The organism is Paeniglutamicibacter sp. ORCA_105 (assembly GCF_045798545.1).
Taxonomy (GTDB): Bacteria; Actinomycetota; Actinomycetes; order Actinomycetales; family Micrococcaceae; genus Paeniglutamicibacter; species Paeniglutamicibacter sulfureus.
On record NZ_JBIXLM010000008.1, the window covers coordinates 53,666 to 73,524 of the forward strand.

The 19,859-nt window shown below is 64.5% G+C and carries 18 protein-coding genes; 10 read left to right on the forward strand and 8 right to left on the reverse strand.

Features of this window, described 5'->3' with window-relative positions:
* Positions 1 to 28: 28 nt before the first annotated feature.
* Positions 29 to 1,435, reverse strand: a complete 1,407-nt coding sequence (locus tag ACIPUB_RS05945; protein WP_407606534.1) for an aminomethyl transferase family protein — start codon at positions 1,433 to 1,435, stop codon at positions 29 to 31.
* A gap of 300 nt (positions 1,436 to 1,735) precedes the next feature.
* On the opposite strand from ACIPUB_RS05945, the gene ACIPUB_RS05950 reads away from it, so the two are divergent.
* Positions 1,736 to 2,734, forward strand: coding sequence for an ABC transporter substrate-binding protein (locus ACIPUB_RS05950; RefSeq protein ID WP_407606535.1), 999 nt, complete (start codon positions 1,736 to 1,738; stop codon positions 2,732 to 2,734).
* 79 nt (positions 2,735 to 2,813) lie between these two features.
* Here ACIPUB_RS05950 and ACIPUB_RS05955 read toward each other — a convergent pair whose 3' ends face one another.
* Both ACIPUB_RS05955 and ACIPUB_RS05960 read right to left on the reverse strand, forming a co-directional pair.
* Positions 2,814 to 3,665 carry a methylenetetrahydrofolate reductase gene (locus ACIPUB_RS05955; protein ID WP_407606536.1) on the reverse strand — a complete coding sequence of 284 codons (852 nt, stop codon included), beginning with the start codon at positions 3,663 to 3,665 and terminating at the stop codon, positions 2,814 to 2,816.
* A 173-nt stretch (positions 3,666 to 3,838) separates the two neighbouring features.
* Positions 3,839 to 4,450: a PadR family transcriptional regulator gene (locus ACIPUB_RS05960; RefSeq protein WP_407606537.1), complete on the reverse strand. Its 612-nt coding sequence runs from the start codon at positions 4,448 to 4,450 to the stop codon at positions 3,839 to 3,841.
* A gap of 114 nt (positions 4,451 to 4,564) precedes the next feature.
* On the opposite strand from ACIPUB_RS05960, the gene ACIPUB_RS05965 reads away from it, so the two are divergent.
* The 3 genes from ACIPUB_RS05965 to ACIPUB_RS05975 all read left to right on the forward strand — a co-directional run bounded on the left by ACIPUB_RS05965 (position 4,565) and on the right by ACIPUB_RS05975 (position 7,393).
* Positions 4,565 to 5,659 (forward strand): Rieske 2Fe-2S domain-containing protein, encoded by a 1,095-nt coding sequence (locus tag ACIPUB_RS05965; protein WP_407606538.1) that lies wholly within the window; start codon positions 4,565 to 4,567, stop codon positions 5,657 to 5,659.
* Positions 5,660 to 5,701: 42 nt separating this feature from the next.
* Positions 5,702 to 6,712 (forward strand): PDR/VanB family oxidoreductase, encoded by a 1,011-nt coding sequence (locus ACIPUB_RS05970; RefSeq protein ID WP_407606539.1) that lies wholly within the window; start codon positions 5,702 to 5,704, stop codon positions 6,710 to 6,712.
* A gap of 243 nt (positions 6,713 to 6,955) precedes the next feature.
* Positions 6,956 to 7,393, forward strand: a complete 438-nt coding sequence (locus tag ACIPUB_RS05975) for a DUF3237 family protein (RefSeq protein ID WP_407606540.1) — start codon at positions 6,956 to 6,958, stop codon at positions 7,391 to 7,393.
* A gap of 108 nt (positions 7,394 to 7,501) precedes the next feature.
* Here ACIPUB_RS05975 and ACIPUB_RS05980 read toward each other — a convergent pair whose 3' ends face one another.
* The 3 genes from ACIPUB_RS05980 to ACIPUB_RS05990 form a co-directional block, all read right to left on the reverse strand.
* Complete coding sequence (locus ACIPUB_RS05980) at positions 7,502 to 7,792, reverse strand: oxidoreductase C-terminal domain-containing protein (protein ID WP_407606541.1); 291 nt, start codon at positions 7,790 to 7,792, stop codon at positions 7,502 to 7,504.
* Positions 7,793 to 8,046: 254 nt separating this feature from the next.
* Positions 8,047 to 9,471 carry an MFS transporter gene (locus ACIPUB_RS05985; protein ID WP_407606542.1) on the reverse strand — a complete coding sequence of 475 codons (1,425 nt, stop codon included), beginning with the start codon at positions 9,469 to 9,471 and terminating at the stop codon, positions 8,047 to 8,049.
* A 32-nt stretch (positions 9,472 to 9,503) separates the two neighbouring features.
* Complete coding sequence (locus ACIPUB_RS05990) at positions 9,504 to 10,574, reverse strand: MBL fold metallo-hydrolase (RefSeq protein WP_407606543.1); 1,071 nt, start codon at positions 10,572 to 10,574, stop codon at positions 9,504 to 9,506.
* A 157-nt stretch (positions 10,575 to 10,731) separates the two neighbouring features.
* On the opposite strand from ACIPUB_RS05990, the gene ACIPUB_RS05995 reads away from it, so the two are divergent.
* Positions 10,732 to 11,622, forward strand: coding sequence for a LysR family transcriptional regulator (locus ACIPUB_RS05995; protein WP_407606544.1), 891 nt, complete (start codon positions 10,732 to 10,734; stop codon positions 11,620 to 11,622).
* A 180-nt stretch (positions 11,623 to 11,802) separates the two neighbouring features.
* Here ACIPUB_RS05995 and ACIPUB_RS06000 read toward each other — a convergent pair whose 3' ends face one another.
* The gene (locus ACIPUB_RS06000; RefSeq protein ID WP_407606545.1) at positions 11,803 to 12,564 is read right to left on the reverse strand and encodes a PIG-L deacetylase family protein; all 762 of its coding nucleotides are present in this window, start codon (positions 12,562 to 12,564) and stop codon (positions 11,803 to 11,805) included.
* Positions 12,565 to 12,652: 88 nt separating this feature from the next.
* Positions 12,653 to 13,402, reverse strand: a complete 750-nt coding sequence (locus ACIPUB_RS06005; protein WP_407606546.1) for an IclR family transcriptional regulator — start codon at positions 13,400 to 13,402, stop codon at positions 12,653 to 12,655.
* A 329-nt stretch (positions 13,403 to 13,731) separates the two neighbouring features.
* Here ACIPUB_RS06005 and betT point away from each other — a divergent pair, with 329 nt between their 5' ends.
* From betT to ACIPUB_RS06030, 5 genes are all read left to right on the forward strand, one after another.
* The gene (gene betT, locus ACIPUB_RS06010) at positions 13,732 to 15,963 is read left to right on the forward strand and encodes a choline BCCT transporter BetT (protein WP_407606599.1); all 2,232 of its coding nucleotides are present in this window, start codon (positions 13,732 to 13,734) and stop codon (positions 15,961 to 15,963) included.
* A 195-nt stretch (positions 15,964 to 16,158) separates the two neighbouring features.
* A complete protein-coding gene (locus tag ACIPUB_RS06015; protein ID WP_407606547.1) occupies positions 16,159 to 17,370 on the forward strand; it encodes a thiolase family protein in 1,212 nt (403 codons plus the stop codon).
* Positions 17,371 to 17,431: 61 nt separating this feature from the next.
* Positions 17,432 to 18,103, forward strand: a complete 672-nt coding sequence (locus ACIPUB_RS06020) for a 3-oxoacid CoA-transferase subunit A (RefSeq protein ID WP_407606548.1) — start codon at positions 17,432 to 17,434, stop codon at positions 18,101 to 18,103.
* On the forward strand, positions 18,103 to 18,759 hold the full coding sequence (locus ACIPUB_RS06025) for a 3-oxoacid CoA-transferase subunit B (RefSeq protein ID WP_407606549.1): 657 nt from the start codon (positions 18,103 to 18,105) through the stop codon (positions 18,757 to 18,759). The genes ACIPUB_RS06020 and ACIPUB_RS06025 overlap by 1 nt, the downstream gene beginning before the upstream one ends.
* A gap of 116 nt (positions 18,760 to 18,875) precedes the next feature.
* Complete coding sequence (locus tag ACIPUB_RS06030; protein ID WP_407606550.1) at positions 18,876 to 19,673, forward strand: IclR family transcriptional regulator C-terminal domain-containing protein; 798 nt, start codon at positions 18,876 to 18,878, stop codon at positions 19,671 to 19,673.
* Positions 19,674 to 19,859 lie beyond the last annotated feature (186 nt).

Consider the following 19,859-nt stretch of genomic DNA (forward strand, 5'->3'; position numbering starts at 1 on the left):
GCGGCCACTTTCTCGGCTGCTGGGGTGCCTACTTCCCGTAGGAAGTGCGCCACCCGCCCTGGTATTCGGCCCGGGCCACGGTCGAGTACGGCACCGGGCTGACCACCACGCGGGCCTCGAACTGGCGGTGCGGCTCAACGGTGGTCTTCTTCGTCCCGCCGTCCGGTTCGCCCCACACCACCCGCAGCTCGGTGCCCTCCGGTACATCCGGATCGACCACGGCCAGGGACAGGCCCCGACGCTCGTTGGAGCTGTAGCCGGTGAACATGGACAGCCCCACGGTCTTGCCATCTGCATCGATGACGCGGTCGTAGTTCGAGGAGCCGTAGTTGGCCAGCGGAAGGTCGAAGTACTTGTAGGGGACGGCGTCCGGATCCAGCGTCGAGGTCAGGATCGTGCCCAGGTCCTCCGCGTTCCAGGCCAGGGTGACCTTTTTGCGTTGGGTGGCGGGGTCGATCTTTTCCAGCGCCTCGCGGCCGATGAAGTCGTGGTCGAACTTCACGAAGGACCCGTATCCGAGCTCCCAGGGCGTGTGGTAATAATCCTCGATGTCCGCCGAGTCGAAGCTGCCGGCCACGGCGTTGGTGGCCTCGTAGCTGTCGGCTCCCAGCCATTCGCGGTATGGGCGCAGCTCTTCACCGGTGTAGATTCCCGGCAAGGGAGAAGGAATCCACCCGGATTCCAGGGTGTTCGAAGGATAGGCCCGCGCCCCGACCGGCATCATGCCGAACTCCGCACCGGCTTCCAGCACCGCCTCGCGGATCAGGTCGTAGGACTCGTACGGACCCCAGATCTCCAGCCCGGGCGCCCCCGCCATCCCGTGGCGCAACGTGCGTACTTTTTGGCCGGCGATGGTCATGGTGTCCATGGAAAAGAAGCGCTGCTTTTCCAGCGGCTCCCCGTTCAGCTTCTCGATGATGTTCCAGGCCTGTGGACCCTGGATCTGGAATCGCCAGTACGTGCGTCGCACCGGCTTGCCCATGGGCCGGGAGGGCGAGCGGCGATCCACCTCGATCTGCACGTCGTATCCGCCGGTCTCGGACTGGAAGAGCAACCAGTTGGCGGCCGGCGCCCGGCCCACATAGACGTATTCGTCCTGCTCCTCGTGGAACAGGATGCCGTCGCCGATGACGTGGCCTGCGGGAGTCGTGGGTACATATTGTTTGGCTCGGTTCACCGGGAAGTTGGAAACGCTGTTGATGGCGGTGTCGGAGATCAGCTTCAGGGCGTCGGGGCCCTTGATGAAGAGATTGTCCATATGGTGGGTCTGGTCGTAGAGCACGGCGGTTTCCCGCCAGGCCCGCTGTTCGGTGCGCCAGTTCGAGAACTCCGGGGCCACGACCGGATAGACGTAGGCGCCAAGCTGGGAATTGCGCAACAGCTCGACGGTGTTTCCGGCGGCATCCAGGACGTCTTGTAGGTTCTTGGGTGACATGCGAGAAGGCTTCCTTTCCTTGGGGGAGCGGTGCCCGCAACGACGGGGTCCGCCCTGGAACTCGAAGGCGCAGCCTACCGGCCGCTACCCTGACCCTAAGCCACCCAACTCACTAAGTCGATAGCTATTCACACGAAAATCAGGCCGCGCCCGCCCGACGGTGATCGAGGTGAGGGTCCACAGGTTGGCGAGGCGCAAAAGATTAGTTCCAAACTCTCCCCAAATCACTATCAAAATAGGTAGTATGCGACGTACATCACTCGTCATTCGGGGAGACCCCCGAGAATCCTGGAGACCAGCATGAAAAAGATCAAGGGGGCCCTGGCCCTGCTTGCGGCATTGAGCCTGGCCGCCTGCGGCAGCGGATCGCCGTCGAGCGGCCCGGCCGAATCGTCCACGGGGGCGGCGACCGGCAGTGGTGCGGCCACCGCGCTGGAACAGATCGAGGTTGGCGTGATCCCGATCGTCGACGTTGCCCCGATCTACCTTGGCGTCAAGGAGGGGCTCTTTGAAAAGGAAGGCCTAGACGTCAAGCTGACCCTGGCCCAAGGCGGAGCGGCCATCGTCCCGGCCATCACGAGCAAGCAGATGGACTTCGGCTTCTCGAACGTCACCTCCATGATCGTGGCCCGTTCAAAGAACCTGCCACTGAAGATGGTGGCACCCGGGGGCAGCTCCACCGGCGACACCAAGGCGGACTTTGCCGCGGTGATGACCAAGCCGGACAGCGGCATCAAGGACATCAAGGACCTGGTGGGAAAGAAGGTCGCCGTGAACACCCTGAACAACATTTCCGACTCCACCATCAGCGAGGCCGTGAAGCTGGCCGGCGGAGACTACACGAAGGTTCAATTCGTGGAGATGGGCTTCCCCGACATGGCGGCACAGCTCGCTGCCGGCAACGTCGATGCGATGGCGGCGGTCGAACCCTTCGTGACCATCTCCGAGGCCGACGGAAACGTTCCGGTCTTCTCCAACTACGCCGAGCCGGTCGATGACCTGACCGTCGCCGTCTACTTCACCTCGGATGAGTACATCGAGGAGAATCCCGAAACGGTGGCCAAGTTTGCCCGGGCCATGATTGCCTCGCAGAAGTTCGCCGATGAGAACCCGGATAAGGCCAAGGCGGTTCTGCCCGACTATACCTCGCTGGAACCGGACGTGATTGAGAAGCTCACGATGCCCCGCTTCTACACCGAGGTGAATGAGGCTTCCATTGAGAAGATTGCCGAGATCTCGCTGGACCGCGGGCTCATCGAGCAGGTCCCGGATCTTGCGGCACTGATGCCTGTCAAGTAGCACGCAGCTGACATGACGGCGGTGGCCCGCCGGGAATGGGATTTCCCGGCGGGCCACCGTTGTCGCATGTTGTTGGGCGTCAGTGATGTGCGGCGACCCAGTCCGCGGTCGTCTCGATGCCGCCGAAGGTGTAGAAATGCAGCTTGACCTCACCGTGGACTTCCGAATCATAGTGCCGTGCCAGATCGGCGATAAAGCGCTCGGGACCGGCGGTCCCGAGCAGATTGCCCAACGAAAACCCGTAGCGCTTGGCGACCCCGGCGGAGGAGACCACCCCGAACCTTCGTGCGTAGCCCAGCAGACGCTTGATTCCCGCGGGGCCCGGGACTCCGATGCGCGCCGGCAGCGTGATTCCACGGCCACGCAGCTCAGAGAGCCAGTCCAGCACCGGAACGGTGTCGAATCCGAACTGGGTGATGATTTCCCCCTGCAGGCCCTGCTCTCGCAACGCTGCGTTCTTGGCCTCGAGTGCGGACCAAAGGGATTTGGCCTCGATATCAGCGTGGCCATCGGGATAGCCGGCGATCGACACCTTTTCCACGCCGAATGCCTCGAGCCGGCCGGAGGTGATCAGCGACAGGGAATCGGGAAAGGGGCCGAGGGGCTCGGCCGGATCGCCTCCCACGGCAAAGACGTGGCTTGCCGCCTCGACTTGCCCCAATGCCTTGAGGAAACCGTCAAGTTCAGCGTGGGATGAAAGCCTGCGGGCCGAAATGTGCGGCACGGGATGAAGTCCGGCCTTCTTGACGGCCGCGGCGGCCGCCACCCGCATCTCCAAGTCCTCGTTGCCTAGAAAGGTGACGTTGACCGGGGTTCGGGGCGGCAGTGCGGGTGCCGCAGCCTCGAGTGCCGGGATGTCCTTGCCTGTCATTTCCAAGGAAAATCCGGCTAGCAGGTCGCCGACCGTGACGCTGGAATGGTCCGTTGCCATCGGTGTAGCCCCTTCCGTGCCCCGTGGGGCAGATCGACGTCATTGCCTATGTCCATAGGTATATCCCGGATGCCGGCCAGTGTCCATGGCCCGAGGTGGTGCGGCGGCACAGCGCAGTGCTCGAGGTAGACATCCGACTACGGGCTCTGGCCGTCATCAAGGGCTATGCGATGTTAGTCCGCTGGGGGCGAGGGGAGTCGCTGCTCGCTGTTGAGCCGATCGACGAGCTTGAGCCCGCGCCGCGCCCAGGCGATCTCGGCTTCGGCCTGAGTGATGAGTCCCTCGTAGGTGAAGGTCTTGTAGGCCTTGGTCTTCTCGCGGTCCGCATCTGAAGTCTTGGACAGGCGCCGGTTGAGCATGGCGCTGGTGCCGTCTTCTATCTCCGTGATCTTTTCCCGCCACTGTTCCAGCAGTCCGGTGTGGTGCTCGATGTGGACGCGCAGTTGTTCCTTGGCTGCCTCCGGGTCCGCCCATTCCAAGTAGGCGGCCTTCAGGTGCGCGGGGTCGCGGGTGCGCGCGTATTCCAACGGGGTGTTCATCCAGGTCCTGAATGCCGCCTTGCCCGCCTCGGTGACGTGGTACTGGCGTTTCTTGCCGCGCGGGCCCCAGGGGATCTCCTCGCCCTCGAGCAACCCCTCGGATTCCATGCGCTTGAGCTCCGGATAGATCTGGGAGTCGGGGGCATGCCACACATGTCCGACCGAGGACTCGAACTGCTTGTGCAGGTCGTATCCGGTCATCGGTTCGACGACGAGCAGGGCAAACAATGCGTTACGGAGACTCATGGCAACTTTCCTCGGACGCGGGTGTTGCAAATCACTATATCCGCAGTTAGTCTTTGACCAACGCCACTAACTATGTCGATAGGTAGTTAGCTACCGTATCGAAAGGAAAATCCCATGACCGTCGTCTCCGCCACCAGCTCCACCACCAACAAGGTCCTGCCACACCCGCTGAACGCCTGGTACGTGGCCGGCTGGGACCACGAAGTCACCCGCAAGCCGATGTCCCGTCGCATTGCCAATCGCCCGGTGGCGCTTTACCGCACCGAGGACGGCAAGGTCGTTGCGCTGGCCGATGCCTGCTGGCACCGACTGGCCCCGCTGTCAAAAGGCAAGACCGTGGGCAAGGACGGGATCCAGTGCCCATACCACGGCATCGTCTACAACTCGGCCGGTCGCTGCGTCTCCATGCCCGCCCAGGAAACCATCAACCCGTCCGCCACGGTTCCGTCGTTCCCCATCGTGGAGCGCTACCGTTACGTGTGGATCTGGATGGGCGACCCCACACTGGCCGACCCGGACCTGGTGCCGGACATGCACCAGATGACCAGCGACGAATGGGCAGGCGACGGGCTGACCATCCACGCGGCCTGCAACTTCCAGTTGGTGCTGGACAACCTCATGGACCTCACCCACGAGGAATTCGTCCACTCCTCCTCGATCGGGCAGGAGGAGCTGAGCGAGTCCGACTTCGTCACCGTGCGAGAGGGCAACAAGGTGACGGTCACCCGCTGGATGCGCAATATCGATGCCCCGCCGTTCTGGCTGAAGAACATGCGCGACAAGTTCCCCGGCTTCGAGGGGAAGGTGGACCGCTGGCAAATCATCAACTTCGAGGCCCCCTCCACCATCAACATCGACGTGGGCGTGGCCAAGGCCGGAACCGGCGCGCCCGAGGGCGACCGCAGCCAGGGCGTCAACGGGTTCGTCATGAACACCATCACCCCGGAAACCGACAGGTCCTCCCACTACTTCTGGGCGTTCATGCGCAACTACGCACTGGACAGCCAGCTGATCACCACCCAGCTGCGCGACGGCGTGCACGGGGTCTTCGGCGAGGACGAGGAAATGCTCATGGCCCAGCAGGCGGCCATCGACGCCAACCCCGACTACGAGTTCTACAACTTGAACATCGACGCCGGCGGCATGTGGGTGCGCCGCATCCTCGAATCCATGCTGGCAGCCGAAGGGCGTCTGGCAGTCTCCGCCTAACGGCGCGACAGACCTGACACGGACGGAAAACGGACAAGAACCATGGCTGCAACAAACATCGAAACCTGGCAATCGGCAACCGTCATCGAGACCATTCCCGTGGCCGACGGCATCGCACGCATCGTGCTCGAGCCCTCCCTGCCGATCAAGGCCGAACCCGGATCGCATATCGACCTCATGGTCGAGATCAACGGGGAGCCGACCAAGCGCTCCTACTCGGTGGTCGAATCCACCGACGACGGAACTCGCCTGGTGATCAGCGTAATGAGGGCGCCGCTTTCGCGCGGTGGCTCGATCTTCATGCACGGGCTCGTGGCGGGCCAACGGCTGGAAATCACCCAGCCCCTGCAGAACTTCCCGCTGCGCGTCGGAGCGCAGCGCTACATCCTGCTCGCCGGCGGCATCGGCATCACCGCCATCGCCAACATGGCCGCGGTGCTCAAGCGGCTCAAGGCCGACTACACCCTGGTGTACGTCGGGCGCAGCCGCGGTGCTATGGCCTACCTAGGCGAGCTGGCAGAAGTACACGGGGAAAGGCTGCAGGTCCACGTCGATGACGAGGGAAGCTCGCTGAAGGTCGCCGAGCTGGTGGGGCGCGCGGACGCCGGCACCGAGCTGTACATGTGCGGGCCCATCCGCCTGATGGATGCGGTGCGCCGCACCTGGGTCGAACGCGAACTGGACCTGCCGAACCTGCGCTACGAGACCTTCGGCAACAGCGGCTGGTACGACCCCGAGGAATTCATCGTCAAGGTTCCGAAGCTCGACCTCGAGGTCAGGGTCCCGCAGGGCCGCTCCATGCTCGAGGCCCTCGAGGACGCCGGGGCGGAGCTGATGTTCGACTGCCGCAAGGGCGAATGCGGTCTCTGCGAGGTGCGCATCATTGAGCTCTCCGGGACCATCGACCACCGCGACGTGTTCTACTCCGAACGCCAGCAGCGGCTCTCCACCAAGATGAACTGCTGCGTCTCGCGCGCCGTCACCTCCGCCACCGGTGCCCGCTCCGACGCGGCCCACGCGGGCCCGGCCGTCATCACCATCGAGCCGAACTAGCCCCTTCCCCGAGCGATACATCGCCCCCAAGAATCCAGTCGGGAGCCTTGGGGGTGATTTGCCGAACCCAAATCACGGAAGTCCACCCCAACCCCGAGCGCGTTGATCTTTTCGGCGATTCCGGGCATTCAACCGGTAATGACGGAACGAGCCGGCGGGTAGCAATAACAGCAATAGTGGGGAAGAAACCACTCGAAAAGACCGGCAAGGGCACAGACTCCAACCCCGTCCGCCCTCGACTTCGTGGCAACGATCGACATCGAGGTCAGCCCAACCATCGATATCGGCACCACTGCCCAGGGCATCCTTCGTGTGGCACCGATCCGCGGGGGCAGGGTGAGCGGATTCGGGAAGTCCGGGAAAGTGCTCGACGCTGGAGCCGACTTCCAACGGTACCCGACGGCCGACCTCGCGCACTTGGAGGCGAACTACGTCCTCGAGCTGGACGATGGCCACCGGATCCTGGTGGAGAACCGTGCCGTGCGCTCGGCAGACCCCGAGGACCTGAACCGAATGATCGCCGGTGAGACAGTGGAGCCGTCACGTGTCTATTTCCGTTGCGTTCCGGCTCTTTCCGCCGATGACTCGGGACCCCACGCGTGGATGAACCGCACGCCGTTCGTCGGTCACGGCGAACGCATCGCTACCGGGGTCCTCATCGACGTGTTCCGCGTTCGGTAGGCATCCCGCCACAGGTCCGCATGGGGCCGGGCACACCGATGCGGCTGCCAACCCAAGGAAGCTGTGTACCGGCCCGGCATGTACACAGCTACTTCAATGTTCTGCGGGTCAGCCGACGACCGCGATTGCATTGGCATGTGCCTTGGGATCGAACCCCGGCTCGCGGCATTGCTCGGGTGTCACCCCGGATCCATGGTCCAAGATCTCATTGGCGGCAACGTGGTCGCCCGGTCGATTGACGGATTGGACCGCAGTGAGCGTGTCCGAGTTGAAGCAGAAGACTGAGAGCTTGCTGTTTTCCGGATTTCCCCTGAACACCGTTTCGTTGCCCGGGGATGCCAAACCTGCAATTTGCAGGCGTGCATTACCTTGGATTGGCCGGAACCACGGACGACGCACGTTCTCCCTCGGTGTAGATGTCGGGATCTTGGGTTCACGGCCTCTCATTCACGATGATTCCGATCTCGAATGTCTGGCCCGCGCACTGCGCCATTGCCTTATGGTGAGCAACGCCGAGATCTACCACCACCAGATTCACCGGACATCGAGTACTGGTTCTCTAAACGACTGAACCAGTCAGTTGAACCGGAAATGCCCGGGACAAACCGTTCAACACGGTTTGTCCCGGGCATTGGTCCGCATGTGCGGGTGGCTCAGCTTTGGATGGCCGCGCTGCTTTCGCGGCGGATCGGTTCGGCAGTCGGGCCATGAGCAACGGTGCCCATGTCCGCATCCAGGTTCTGGATATCGGATCCGGAGCGGTCCTTGGAATACAGCAGGGCAACCAGCGACATGGCCGAGAAGGACATCCACAGCAGGGCAACCAGCCAGAGGTCCCCGCCACCGGCAATGACCAGGGCGGTGGCGATCATGGGGGTGAACCCGGCGCCCAGCGTCGATGCCATTTGGTAGCCGATGGAGGTCCCCGAGTAGCGCACCGCAGTCGGGAAGAGCTCGCCGGCGAAGGCACCGTAGGGGCCTGAGGTGAAGCCCTGAACCAGGCTCAGGCCCAGCACAATGGCCAGCATGAACGCCATGGTGCTGCCCATGTCGAGCAATGCCATCACCGGGAAGGCCAGGACGATTGCTCCGGCGTTGCCCCAAATGAGGATCTTTCGCCGGCCGAGCCTATCGCTGAGCTTCGAAGCGGTGATGATGGCCAGCACCGTGAAGACGCCGCCGATGGCCTTGATGTTCAGCACCTCGGTCTGGGCCAGGATGGCCTGCTGCACGGCGAAGGAGATCGCCCAGGCACCCATAAGACCCTGTGCCATCTGGCCCGAAAGTCCCGAAACCATGGCGATCAGCAGCGGCTTGCGGTGATCCCGGAACAGTTCTGCCACCGGGATGCGCCTCTTGGACTTCTCGGAAGCCGCGGAAACCTCGGTGAAGATCTTGGACTCGGACACCCGCATGCGGATGAAGATGGCCAACATCATCAGTACTGCGGAGAACACGAACGGGACACGCCAGCCCCAGGCCAGGAACTGGGCCTTGGGCAGGGTGGACATGGCGGAGAGGATCAACGTGCCCAGAATGGTTCCCGCGGGTGCGCCCATGTAGGCAAAGGCCGATGCGAAGCCACGGGAACTCTTTTTGGAGTTCTCGAAGGCCAGGAGCATCGCCCCGCCCCATTCCCCGCCCACGGCCAGGCCCTGGAAGATGCGCAGCGAAACCAGCAGGATGGGAGCCCAGACGCCGATCTGTGCCGTTGTCGGCAGCAGCCCGATGAGGGTGGAGGCGATGCCCATGGCCAGGACCGTGGTGATCAGGATGGCCTTGCGGCCGATCTTGTCGCCCAGGTTGCCGAACAGGAATGCCCCCAGCGGCCTGGCAATGTAGCCCACGGCCAGGGTCCCGAAGGATACGAACAGCGCCGCATTCGGGTCGAGCCCCGCAAAGAACACCTGGTTGAACACAATGCCTGCGGCCGTGGCGTAGAGGATGAAGTCGTAGTATTCGACGGCCGTTCCCAGGAAGCTGGAGAACAGGATCCGGCGCATCTCCCTTGGACTGGCGTGATAGACCGTTCCTTCCGGTGCCGGGCTTGCGGGGACGGAACTGCTGCTGTGGCTCATGGCTAAGTCCTTTCAGTGCGTGACGTTGGATGCTAGCGACTGGTGGTGCTGGGCTCTGAAGCAGGCGCGGCGGCGCGGGCTGCGGGGCCGAAGGGGATGACCTGGAGGTCATCGGGAATCGAGAGGGGTCCTTCGAAGGCCGTGCGGGCTTCTTCCCACGCTTCCGGAGGGGAATAGCTCGGCACGAGGTGGTGCAAGGCCAAATGCGCGACTCCGGCATCGGTGGCGATGCGACCGGCTTCGGCGGCCGTGGTGTGGGCACGGCGGTGGTGGTCCATCGTCGCCTGCAGCATCTGCGCGTCGGAGTATTGTGCGGCGAGGACTTCCAGGTTGATGGCCTCGTGCAGCAGCAGGTCGGTGCCCCGGGCCAACCGCACCATGTTGGCGCACGGAGCCGTGTCCCCGGAAATGGTCACGGAGCCGCCAACGGTCTCGAAGCGGAACGCGTAGGCGGGTGCCGTGGGGTGGTGTGAGACCAATATGGCGCTCACCGTCACGTTCCCATCCCGGAAGACTTCGATTGGTTCCATCTCTGGTGCCACATTGATATCGGGATCGAAGCCAAGCCCTTCGGGCAGCTGGATCTCCCTCGGATCGAACTGCACCGCGGGAGAAACCGCCAGTGAATCGAAGATGCGGTCGTTGCAATCAGTCGCATAAGCGGACAGGATGCCCGAGACCAGGCCCTCGATGCCCGGGGTCGGGCGGTTCGGGGCAATGGGCGTCGGGGTGGTGGTGGCCCGCGGGGAAAGCGGGGGAAGCTTGCCGCGGTCGCCCGGTCCCACGACGGGGATCGGTCCGCGGGGGCTGTTCTTGAGCTCGAACGCGCCGAAGAGCAGGAGCGAGGGCAGGTCAACAGTGTGGTCGGAATGCATGTGGGTAATGAAGATGCCGCCGAGGTCGGTCATGGACAGGCCCGCCGCATTCGCCTGGCGTCCGGCGCCCTGCCCGCAATCGACCAAGTACCAGGTCTGACCCACCACCACGGCGGTGGCTATGCCAAACCTCGGTGTCCCCTCGTGGTCCTTCCACCAGCGCGGGCCACCCGCAGTTCCCAAGGTGACAACGTAGGGAATCAGCGGCACGTGCTTGGTTTCGGTCATGGTGAAGGTTCTCGCTTTCGGCGGGTGCAAAGAGGGGTGTCGGTCCTGCCGGACTCCGGTAGGGGAGGCGGGGGCGACTGCTTGCTTCCTTCCAGTGTGGTGGCGTCGATCACATTTGCCTAGCTAGTATTACTGGACAAGGCCATAAGGAGAACTAATGAGCGAAGTAACGCTGCGACAACTGGAGTATTTCGCTGCGGTCGCCGAAACCCAGTCGGTCACCAACGCGGCCCGCTTGTGCCATGTCAGCCAAGGTGCGGTCAGTCTGGCGTTGGGGCAGCTTGAGCATGCGCTGGGGGTGACACTTGCCATGCGGCAACGCGGACGTGGCATAGCGCTGACACCGGAAGGCCAGGAAGTGGCAACGCGTGCGCGGTTCATCACCGAGCAAGTCGAGCGGCTGCGCGAAGCCGTCGCCCAGGTGCACACCGGTTTGTCCGGGCGGTTGGCCATCGGCGTTTTCACCACTGTTGCCGTCCACGTGGTCCCGCACTTGATTGACTGGTTCTGCACCCGGCACCCGGACGTCCAGTTGGTGTTCGTGGAGGGCAGCGGTCCGGAGATCCAGGAAGCCCTGTTTGCCGGACGCACACAGCTGTCCATTGGCTACGAGGCGCAATTCGGGCAGGACTGCGACAGCGAGGTCATCCACGAATTCCATCGCAAAGTGCTCTTGAGCCCGTCGCATCCACTGGCGGAGTTCGACGAGATCAGTTTCGCGCAGCTGGCCCAATACCCTGCGGCGTTTCTGGACCTGGAGCCCGCACTGCAATATACATTGGCCGAATTCCAGCGCTATGGGGTCAGCGCAAATGTGGGCTGGTTGTTGGCAAATGTTCCATCGATCCACTCCGTGGTGGGCCGTGGATTGGCCTACTCGCTGCTCATGCAGCCCGCCGAAAGCAGTGTGGAAGACCGACCCCTGGTGTTCCGCCCACTTTCCGATGCGACGCATTCAAATTCCTTGGTGGCGGCGATGCCCGTTGGCATCAGCCGAAGCGCCATGGTCTCGGAGGCAGTGGCCTGTCTGCATGCCCAATGGACGTGACGTCGTTCGGGCAGGGTGCCTCACGGACGGCAGTCCGTGCAAAAACATTCCACCGCGGAACTTGCCCCTGTTGTCACGGACGGCGCAACGGACCCCCGCCAAATTCCGCACGAGGAAGGCCTCGGGGTCGAGCCGGATTCCCTCGATCCCGGAAACATATCGACGGCGGTGCAGCCGGGGTCAAGCCATCTCGATAGCCCGCACACCCAGCGCATAATCGCTCCTGGCCGCCTTGCCGGTCCGGCGAAGGATTGCCGTGACCAGTTTTTCCGGCTGTTCGTGGTCCGGAAGGGCGGCAAGATACGCCTTGTGCGCGCCGAGCGAGGCGACTGCGCGGTCCACCGACTGCTTGCCGACGGGTATGGCGTGGGTGTCTTGGGAACCGGCGACCAGCAGCAAGGGGACTGCCCACGCTTTGGACCCCTCACCCGTGCGCTGGGTGCGAAAAAGCCAGGGGTTGGCGGCATCCCGGATTGCGTCCACGACGGAAAGGCCCGCAACCCTGTGGTCCACGTGGTTGATCCCCCACGGGGTCTCCAGGTCCCAGGTCATGGTCACGACCACATCGGGTTTGAACCGGCGGATGTGGTGGACTATCCGTTCCCGCAGCGCGAGCCCCGGCTCCAGCAGCCCATCGGGAAAATCCAGGATGGCAAGGTCCGTCACCCCCACGAGTTCGCAGGCACGCTTTTGCTCCTCGGCACGCAGCGGGCCCGCGATTCCCGGGTCCATCGTGCGTATGCCTGCTTCGCCGGAGGTCAGCAAAAGGTAGCCCACCTCGATTCCCCTGGACGTCCACTCGGCCACGACAGCCGAGGCCCCGTATTCCATGTCATCGGGGTGCGCCACCACGCACAACACGCGCTGTATGGCTGAATCGTCCAAAATCGGCAGCGGGATAGTCTGCCCGGCATGTTCTGGATCCGCGGAATTGTTGCCCATTCATTGAGTGTAGGGGCTCGGTGGATTGCGCGGGAAGCTGGATTGGCCGGATCCCCGGCGGGCGCCCCGGGGGACACGACGCGGCAATTTAACTGTCCGCACCCGGGCCCAACGCCCGCGAGATGCCGCGTGCCGCGGTGCGCAAGGCCATGACGGCGGCAGGCAACAGGTCCGCCCCGCGCGGTACCACCACGGCCAAAACCGCCAGTGCATATCCGCGCTCGTCGAGGATCGGTACCGCGGCCCCGGTGGTGTCGGTGTCGATGAAGCCGTCGAAGGTCGCGTATCCGGTGCGCCTGATCTCGGCCAGTTCGTGCCGCAGCCTGGGGTGCTGGCCGAGCATGGTTTCGCCGTGGCGTTCCAAATACCCTTCCAGCACATTGGCGGGGGAGTAGGCCAGAAGAGCCATGCCCATGGAAGTCAGGTGCACCGGCATGCGCCCGGCGACATTGGCCTGGTTGACCACCGAGCCGGGGCGGGAAAGCCGCTCGATGACCAACACGTCGTCCTCGTGCAGCACGGCGAGCTGGGTATTTTGCCCCACCAGCTGGTTGATGTCCTCCATGAAGGGCAGTGCCGCTTGGCGCAGGTTGAGCGTGGAGGCGCTGCGGTTGGCCAATTCCCACAGCCGCAGTCCCAGGCGTACCTGCCCGTCGGAATCGCGGGCCAGCAGGCCGTGCGACACCAGGTTCTCCAACAATCGGTAGGTGGTTGCCCTCGGCACATCGGCCCGGCGGGCCAGCGCATTGACCGTCAACGTGGGATTTTGCGCGTCAAAGGCATCAAGGATCCGCACGAGGCGGTCCAGCATCGAGTCCCCGCTCGGAGAATTGGCCATGAAACCACTGTAGAACAGTCGGCTTGCCCCGTTTGCCCCGGGGGATCCGTGGGCCGGCGACGGCCCTCGCGGGGTGGTCCAGGCTCCCTGCATCGCGAATCAGGGTCGGCGGCGCGGTCGCTGGAGATTAAGGTAACCACGGCCAATCTTCCTGATCCGAGGAATGAAAGCCTACGATGATGAAGCAAGACAACCAGGTGCACACCGGTCTATCCGACCGCCGCTCATTGGGTTTGACAAGCGGTTCTTGATTTTTTGGACGGCCAACCGGCAACACCCTGGTCCACAGAACAAAGGAGAACCACGTGGCCGAGCCAGAAGACCCACAGATGTCGGGGAGCGAGCGGCCCCAGCCCATGGTGGAGCGCAGCCGCTTCGGCGTCAGTGAACGGCGCAAGGACCCGGTCGCCGAGGAATTCCGTGCCCCGATCACCAGCACCGAACTGAGCAAGGGGCCCGGCGAACTCGTCGAGCATGCTGGCCCCACGGTCAACTGGCGCGTCTTCCTGATCTCCGCGGCCATCATCCTCGCCTTTTCCATCTGGGCCATCATCGTGCCGGACAACGCTGCTGCCTCGATGCGGGCGGCTGTCTCCTGGATCTCGATCAATCTCGGCTGGTTCTACGTCGTGACGGTCACCCTGGTCGTCCTTTTCGTCCTCTGGGTTGCCTTCTCCAAGGAGGGCAGCGTCAGGCTGGGACCCGACCACTCGCGACCGCAGTACAACCTCTTCACCTGGGTTGCGATGCTCTTTGCCGCCGGCGTGGGCATCGACATGCTCTTCTACTCGGTGACCGGACCCATCACCCAATTCATCGCCCCGCCCTCCGTCGACGCCGAGTCGGCCGCCGCAGCCCAGGACGCGGTCGTGTGGACGATGTTCCACTACGGCATCGCCGGCTGGTCCATGTATGCGCTGCTGGGCATGGCCATGGGCTACTTCGCCTACCGCTGGGGCATGCCGCTGTCGATCCGGGCCGCGCTCTACCCGCTGCTGGGCAAGCGCGTGCGGGGAGTGACGGGCGATGTCATCGACATCTTCGCCCTGGTCGGCACCGTGTTCGGCGTGGCAACCTCGATGGGCATCGGCGTGGTGCTGCTCAACGTCGGGTTCTCCTGGCTCTTCGGCCTGCCCGAGGGCCTGGCCCTGCAGATCGCCCTGGTGCTGGTGGCGGTCATCATGACCATTGCCGCCTGCACTTCCGGGGTCGACAAGGGCATCCGGCTGGTCTCCGAGCTGAACCTCTGGTCTGCGGCGGCCATGATGCTCTACATCCTGATCACGGGCAAGACGTCCTTCCTGCTCACCGCCCTGGTGGAGAACATCGGGCGCTTCATCTTCACGCTGCCCGAACGCACCCTGCAGACCTTCGCCTACGAGGACGGCGGGGCCGAGTGGATGGGCAGCTGGACCCTCTTCTTCTGGGCATTCTGGCTGGCCTGGGGCCCATTCGTCGGGCTCTTCCTGGCCCGCATCTCGCGCGGGCGCACACTGCGCGAATTCGTCATTGCCGCGATCACCGCACCGGTGCTCTGCGACTTCTTCATCGTCTCGATCTTCGGCAACAGTGCCATGAGCGAGGTGCTGGGCGGCAACACGGAATTCGCGAAGCTGGCCATCGAGAGCCCTGAACACGGCTGGTACGCGCTGCTGGAGATGTTCCCCGGCGCCCCGTTCCTGATCGGCCTGGCCACGCTCTCGGGCCTGCTTTTCTACCTGACCAGCGCCAACTCCGGCGCGATGATCATGTCCAACTTCTCCTCATCCATCCCCGACCCCTCGCAGGACGGGGCCAAGTGGCTGCGCATCTTCTGGGCGCTGGTCACCGCGGTGCTGACCGTGGCGATGCTGATTGCCGGCGGGGTGACGACCATGGAGCACGCGACGCTGATCTTCGCGCTGCCGGTGACGATCATCGCCTACCTGGTCATGGCATCCTTCTCCAAGGTCCTGCGGATGGAGCGTGCCGAGCGCGAGGGCCAGGTCATACGCCGCCGCTCGGTCGCCGCGCACGGCGGTGCCGCCCCGGAGAAGACCTGGCGCCAACGGATGGCGCAGCTGCGCGCCTACCCGTCCAACAAGGCCGTCGCGCAGTACGTGCAGCGGACCATCCACCCGGCCCTGGAAGAGGTGGCGGGCGAGTTCAACGAGCTGGGCTACCAGGCGGAGCTGACCTCCACGCCCAACGCCAAGACGCACATCGACGAGCACACGCTGCTGGTCCACATGCACGACCACCGCAATTTCCACTACCAGGTGGCGGCGGTGGAGGCCCCGGTGCCCGCGTTCGGCGCGCGCACCGTGTCCCGCGAGGTCGATGTGTACTTCCGCCTCGAGGTCTTCACCCAGACAGGAACCGAGGGGTACGACCTGATGGGCCTGAGCAAGCAGCAGGTCATCAACGACGTGCTTGACCGCTACGAGGCGCACCTGTCGTTCCTGAAATACTCCTCCGAGCACGACTACGCCTCGATGCTCACGCCCCCGCGTCCGGCCACGGGCATGATCCCGCAGGTGCCCGAGGACCCCGACCATGAGGACGGCAAGGGCAGGGAGTAGTCCCTTGGAACACCGCGGCCGGCCCGAGGTGTTCCAAGGCATCCTCAGGAGCGTCTCCCGTGGAAGTCGCGAATCGACGGCGCACTGCAATACTTCCCAAACCCCTTGATGGGAGCCGGGCCACCTGATAAAGTTCATTTAGTGAACAAGCGTTCGCGATGCGAACAAATTGACCAGGAAGCCAGGACACACACCATGAAGCAGGCGTACCTCTACGACGCGATCCGCACCCCCTTCGGCAAGATCGGCGGAAGCCTTTCCTCGCACCGCCCCGACGACCTGGCCGCGCACGTGGTCCGCGAGCTCGTCGCCCGCGCGCCGCAGCTGGATCCGGCTTCCATCGACGAATCGATCTTTGGCAACGCCAACGGCGCCGGCGAAGAAAACCGCAACGTGGCCCGCATGGCCACCCTGCTGGCAGGCCTGCCCACCTCGCTGCCCGGCACCACCATGAACCGCCTCTGCGGCTCCTCGCTGGATGCGGCCATCGCCGCCTCCCGCCAGGTCAACACCGAGGACGCGGACTTGGTCCTGGTCGGCGGCGTCGAATCCATGAGCCGCGCCCCGTGGGTGCTGCCCAAGACCGAGCGCCCCTTCCCGATGGCCAACCTGGAACTGGCAAACACCACCCTGGGCTGGCGCCTGGTCAACCCGGCCATGCCCAAGGAATGGACCGTGTCCCTGGGCGAGGCCACCGAGCAACTGCGTGAAAAGTACCAGGTCACCCGCGAGGACCAGGATGAGTTCGCGGCCCTTTCGCACACGCTGGCTGCCGCGGCTTGGGCCGACGGCAAGTACGACAACCTCGTCGTCTCCGTGCCGCCTGCCAACAAGCGCGGCACCGAGGTGACCATGGATGAGACCATCCGCCCCGGCTCCACCGCCGAGACCCTCGCCGGACTGCGCCCCGTCTTCCGCGATGCCGCCACCGGAACCGTCACCGCGGGCAACGCCTCGCCGATGAACGACGGAGCCTCCGCAGCCTTCATCGGCTCCGAGCGCGGCGGCGAGCTGCTGGGAGCGGCGCCGCTGGCCCGCATCGCCGGCCGCGCGTCCTCCGCCCTTGACCCGCAGTACTTCGGCTTCGCCCCGGTCGAAGCCGCCAACAAGGCGCTGGCCAAGGCAGGCATCTCTTGGTCGGACGTCGCCGCCGTGGAGCTCAACGAGGCCTTCGCCGCCCAGTCGCTGGCCTGCATCCGCGCCTGGGACATCGACGCGTCAATCGTGAACGCCTGGGGCGGAGCGCTGTCCATCGGCCACCCGCTGGGCGCCTCCGGCCTGCGCATCCTGGGCACCCTGGCACGCCGCCTGCAGGAGAACAACCAGCGCTGGGGCGTTGCAGCCATCTGCATCGGCGTCGGCCAGGGCCTGGCCGTCGTGCTGGAAAACCCGAACGCCACCGCCTAAGCACCCTCGGGGGAGTTGAACCCCCATCCCCTGACCGAACAGATTTAGGAGAGAACAACCTATGGCACCACGTATTGCCACCTCCGCCGCGGACGCCGTTTCCGGCATCCAGACCGGCGCCACCGTGCTCATCGGAGGGTTCGGCAACGCCGGCCAGCCGATGGAACTCATCGACGCCCTGATGGACTGCGGCGCCACGGACCTGACCGTTGTGAACAACAACGCCGGGCAGGCCGACGCCGGCCTGGCCCTGCTCATCAAGGAACGCCGCGTCAAGAAGGTCATCTGCTCCTTCCCGCGGCAGTCCGACTCCTGGCACTTCGATGAGGCCTACCGTGCCGGGGAAATCGAGCTCGAGCTCGTCCCGCAGGGCAACCTCGCCGAGCGCATCCGCGCCGCCGGCGCCGGCATCGGCGGCTTCTTCACCCCCACCGGCTACGGCACCATGCTCGCCGAAGGCAAGGAAACCCGCGTGATCGACGGCAAGGGCTACGTGCTCGAGACCCCAATCAGCGCCGACTTCGCCATCATCAAGGCACTGCGCGCCGACACCCTGGGCAACCTGGTCTACCGCAAGACCGCACGCAACTTCGGACCCATCATGGCCACCGCCGCGAAGAAGTCCATCGTGCAGGTTTCCCAGATCGTTGAGGCCGGCCAGCTGGACCCGGAAAACGTCGTCACCCCCGGCATCTTTGTCGACACCCTTGTCACCATTGGAGGCACCAAGTAATGAGCGAATACACCTCCACCGACGCCGCGCTGACCCGCGACGAAATGGCCAAGCTGGTCGCCGCCGACATCCCGGCCGGCGCGTTCGTGAACCTTGGCATCGGGCAGCCGACCAACGTGTCCAACTTCCTCACCTCGGAGCAGGGCGTCACCCTGCACACCGAGAACGGCATGCTGGGCATGGGCCCGGTCGCCACCGGCGATGACATCGACGAGGACCTGATCAACGCCGGCAAGATCCCGGTGACCGAGCTGCCCGGCGCCAGCTACTTCCATCACGCAGACTCCTTCGCGATGATGCGCGGCGGGCACCTGGACGTCTGCGTGCTCGGCGCCTTCCAGGTCTCGGCCGAGGGCGACCTGGCCAACTGGCACACCGGCGCCCCGGGCGCGATCCCGGCAGTCGGCGGGGCCATGGATCTTGCCATCGGCGCCAAGCAGACCTGGGTCATGATGGGCCTGTTCACCAAGACCGGCGAGTCCAAGCTGGTCGAGGCACTTTCCTACCCGGTCACCGGGCTGGGTTGCGTTTCGCGCATCTACACCGAGTCCGCGATCTTCGTCATCGACGAATCCGGGGTCATCGTTCGTTCGACGCACGGCATCACCTTCGAGGAACTCGACGCCAAGATCCCGGTGGACCTGATCAAGGCATAGCCCTGCAAGTCTGAAAGAATGGGGGCCGCCGAAAGAACGCCCCCATTCTTTTTGCCTTCCCTCGTCCATGCATTTTTGGGCGGCAACCACCGATGAATACACAGGAGCCATTAGCCATGAGCCAGGATGAAGGAACCACCGCAGCTGGCGGCTCCACCTCGGTCCAGTCCCTGGCCCGAGGCCTGGATGTCATCTGCGCCTTCGACGCCGAGCACCCCTCGATGACCCTGAGCGACGTCGCCAAGCGCACCAACCTTTCCAGGGCCACGGCCCGCCGCTTCCTGCTCACCCTGCAGGAACTTGGCTACGTGCGCGGGGACGGGAAGTTCTTCGAACTCACCTCCAAGGTCCTGCAGCTGGGCTACTCCTACCTCTCCAGCGCCACGCTGCCGCAGCTGATGGAACCGGTGCTCGAGGAACTTTCCTCGCAGGTCCATGAATCGGCCTCCGCCTCGGTGCTCGAGGGCAGCGACATCCTCTACATCGCGCGGGTGCACACCCGCTCGATCATGCGCGTGGGTATCAGCGTCGGTACGCGCTTCCCCGCGACCAACACCTCGATGGGCCGGGTGCTGCTGGCCTACCAGGCACCCGGGGTGCTGGAGCAATTGCTGTCCGCGGGCGTCAGCGCCCCGACCGGACACGGGATCAACACCGTCGAAGAGCTGCGCGCGGAACTGGAGCGGGTGCGGGCCCAGGGCTTCGCGATCGTCGATCAGGAGCTGGAGATCGGGCTGCGCTCGGTCGCGGTTCCGGTGTTCGCGGCCGACGGAAGCGTCGTTGCCGCCATGAACGTTTCCATGGGCGTGGGCCCGCAATCGCACGTCAGTGCCCAGGACGCCGCGCAGGGTGTCTTGCCCGCGCTTCAAAAAGCGGCGCTACAGGTCCAGGACGCGTTGGCCGCGAGCCGCTGACCCCCCGTTCCGCACACGGCTGCCCGCGAAGCAGGCAGGCATTGGATGTTGTGTGCATCGCCGCACGGCACATGTGCCCAAACGGACGATGTCATCCCTGGTGCAACCGCTTCCAACTTTGATGTGACCTGGGCCATACTCGTGGGGTGATCGGCAAGCGGCAATTGCCCCAAGTGCCATCCATGG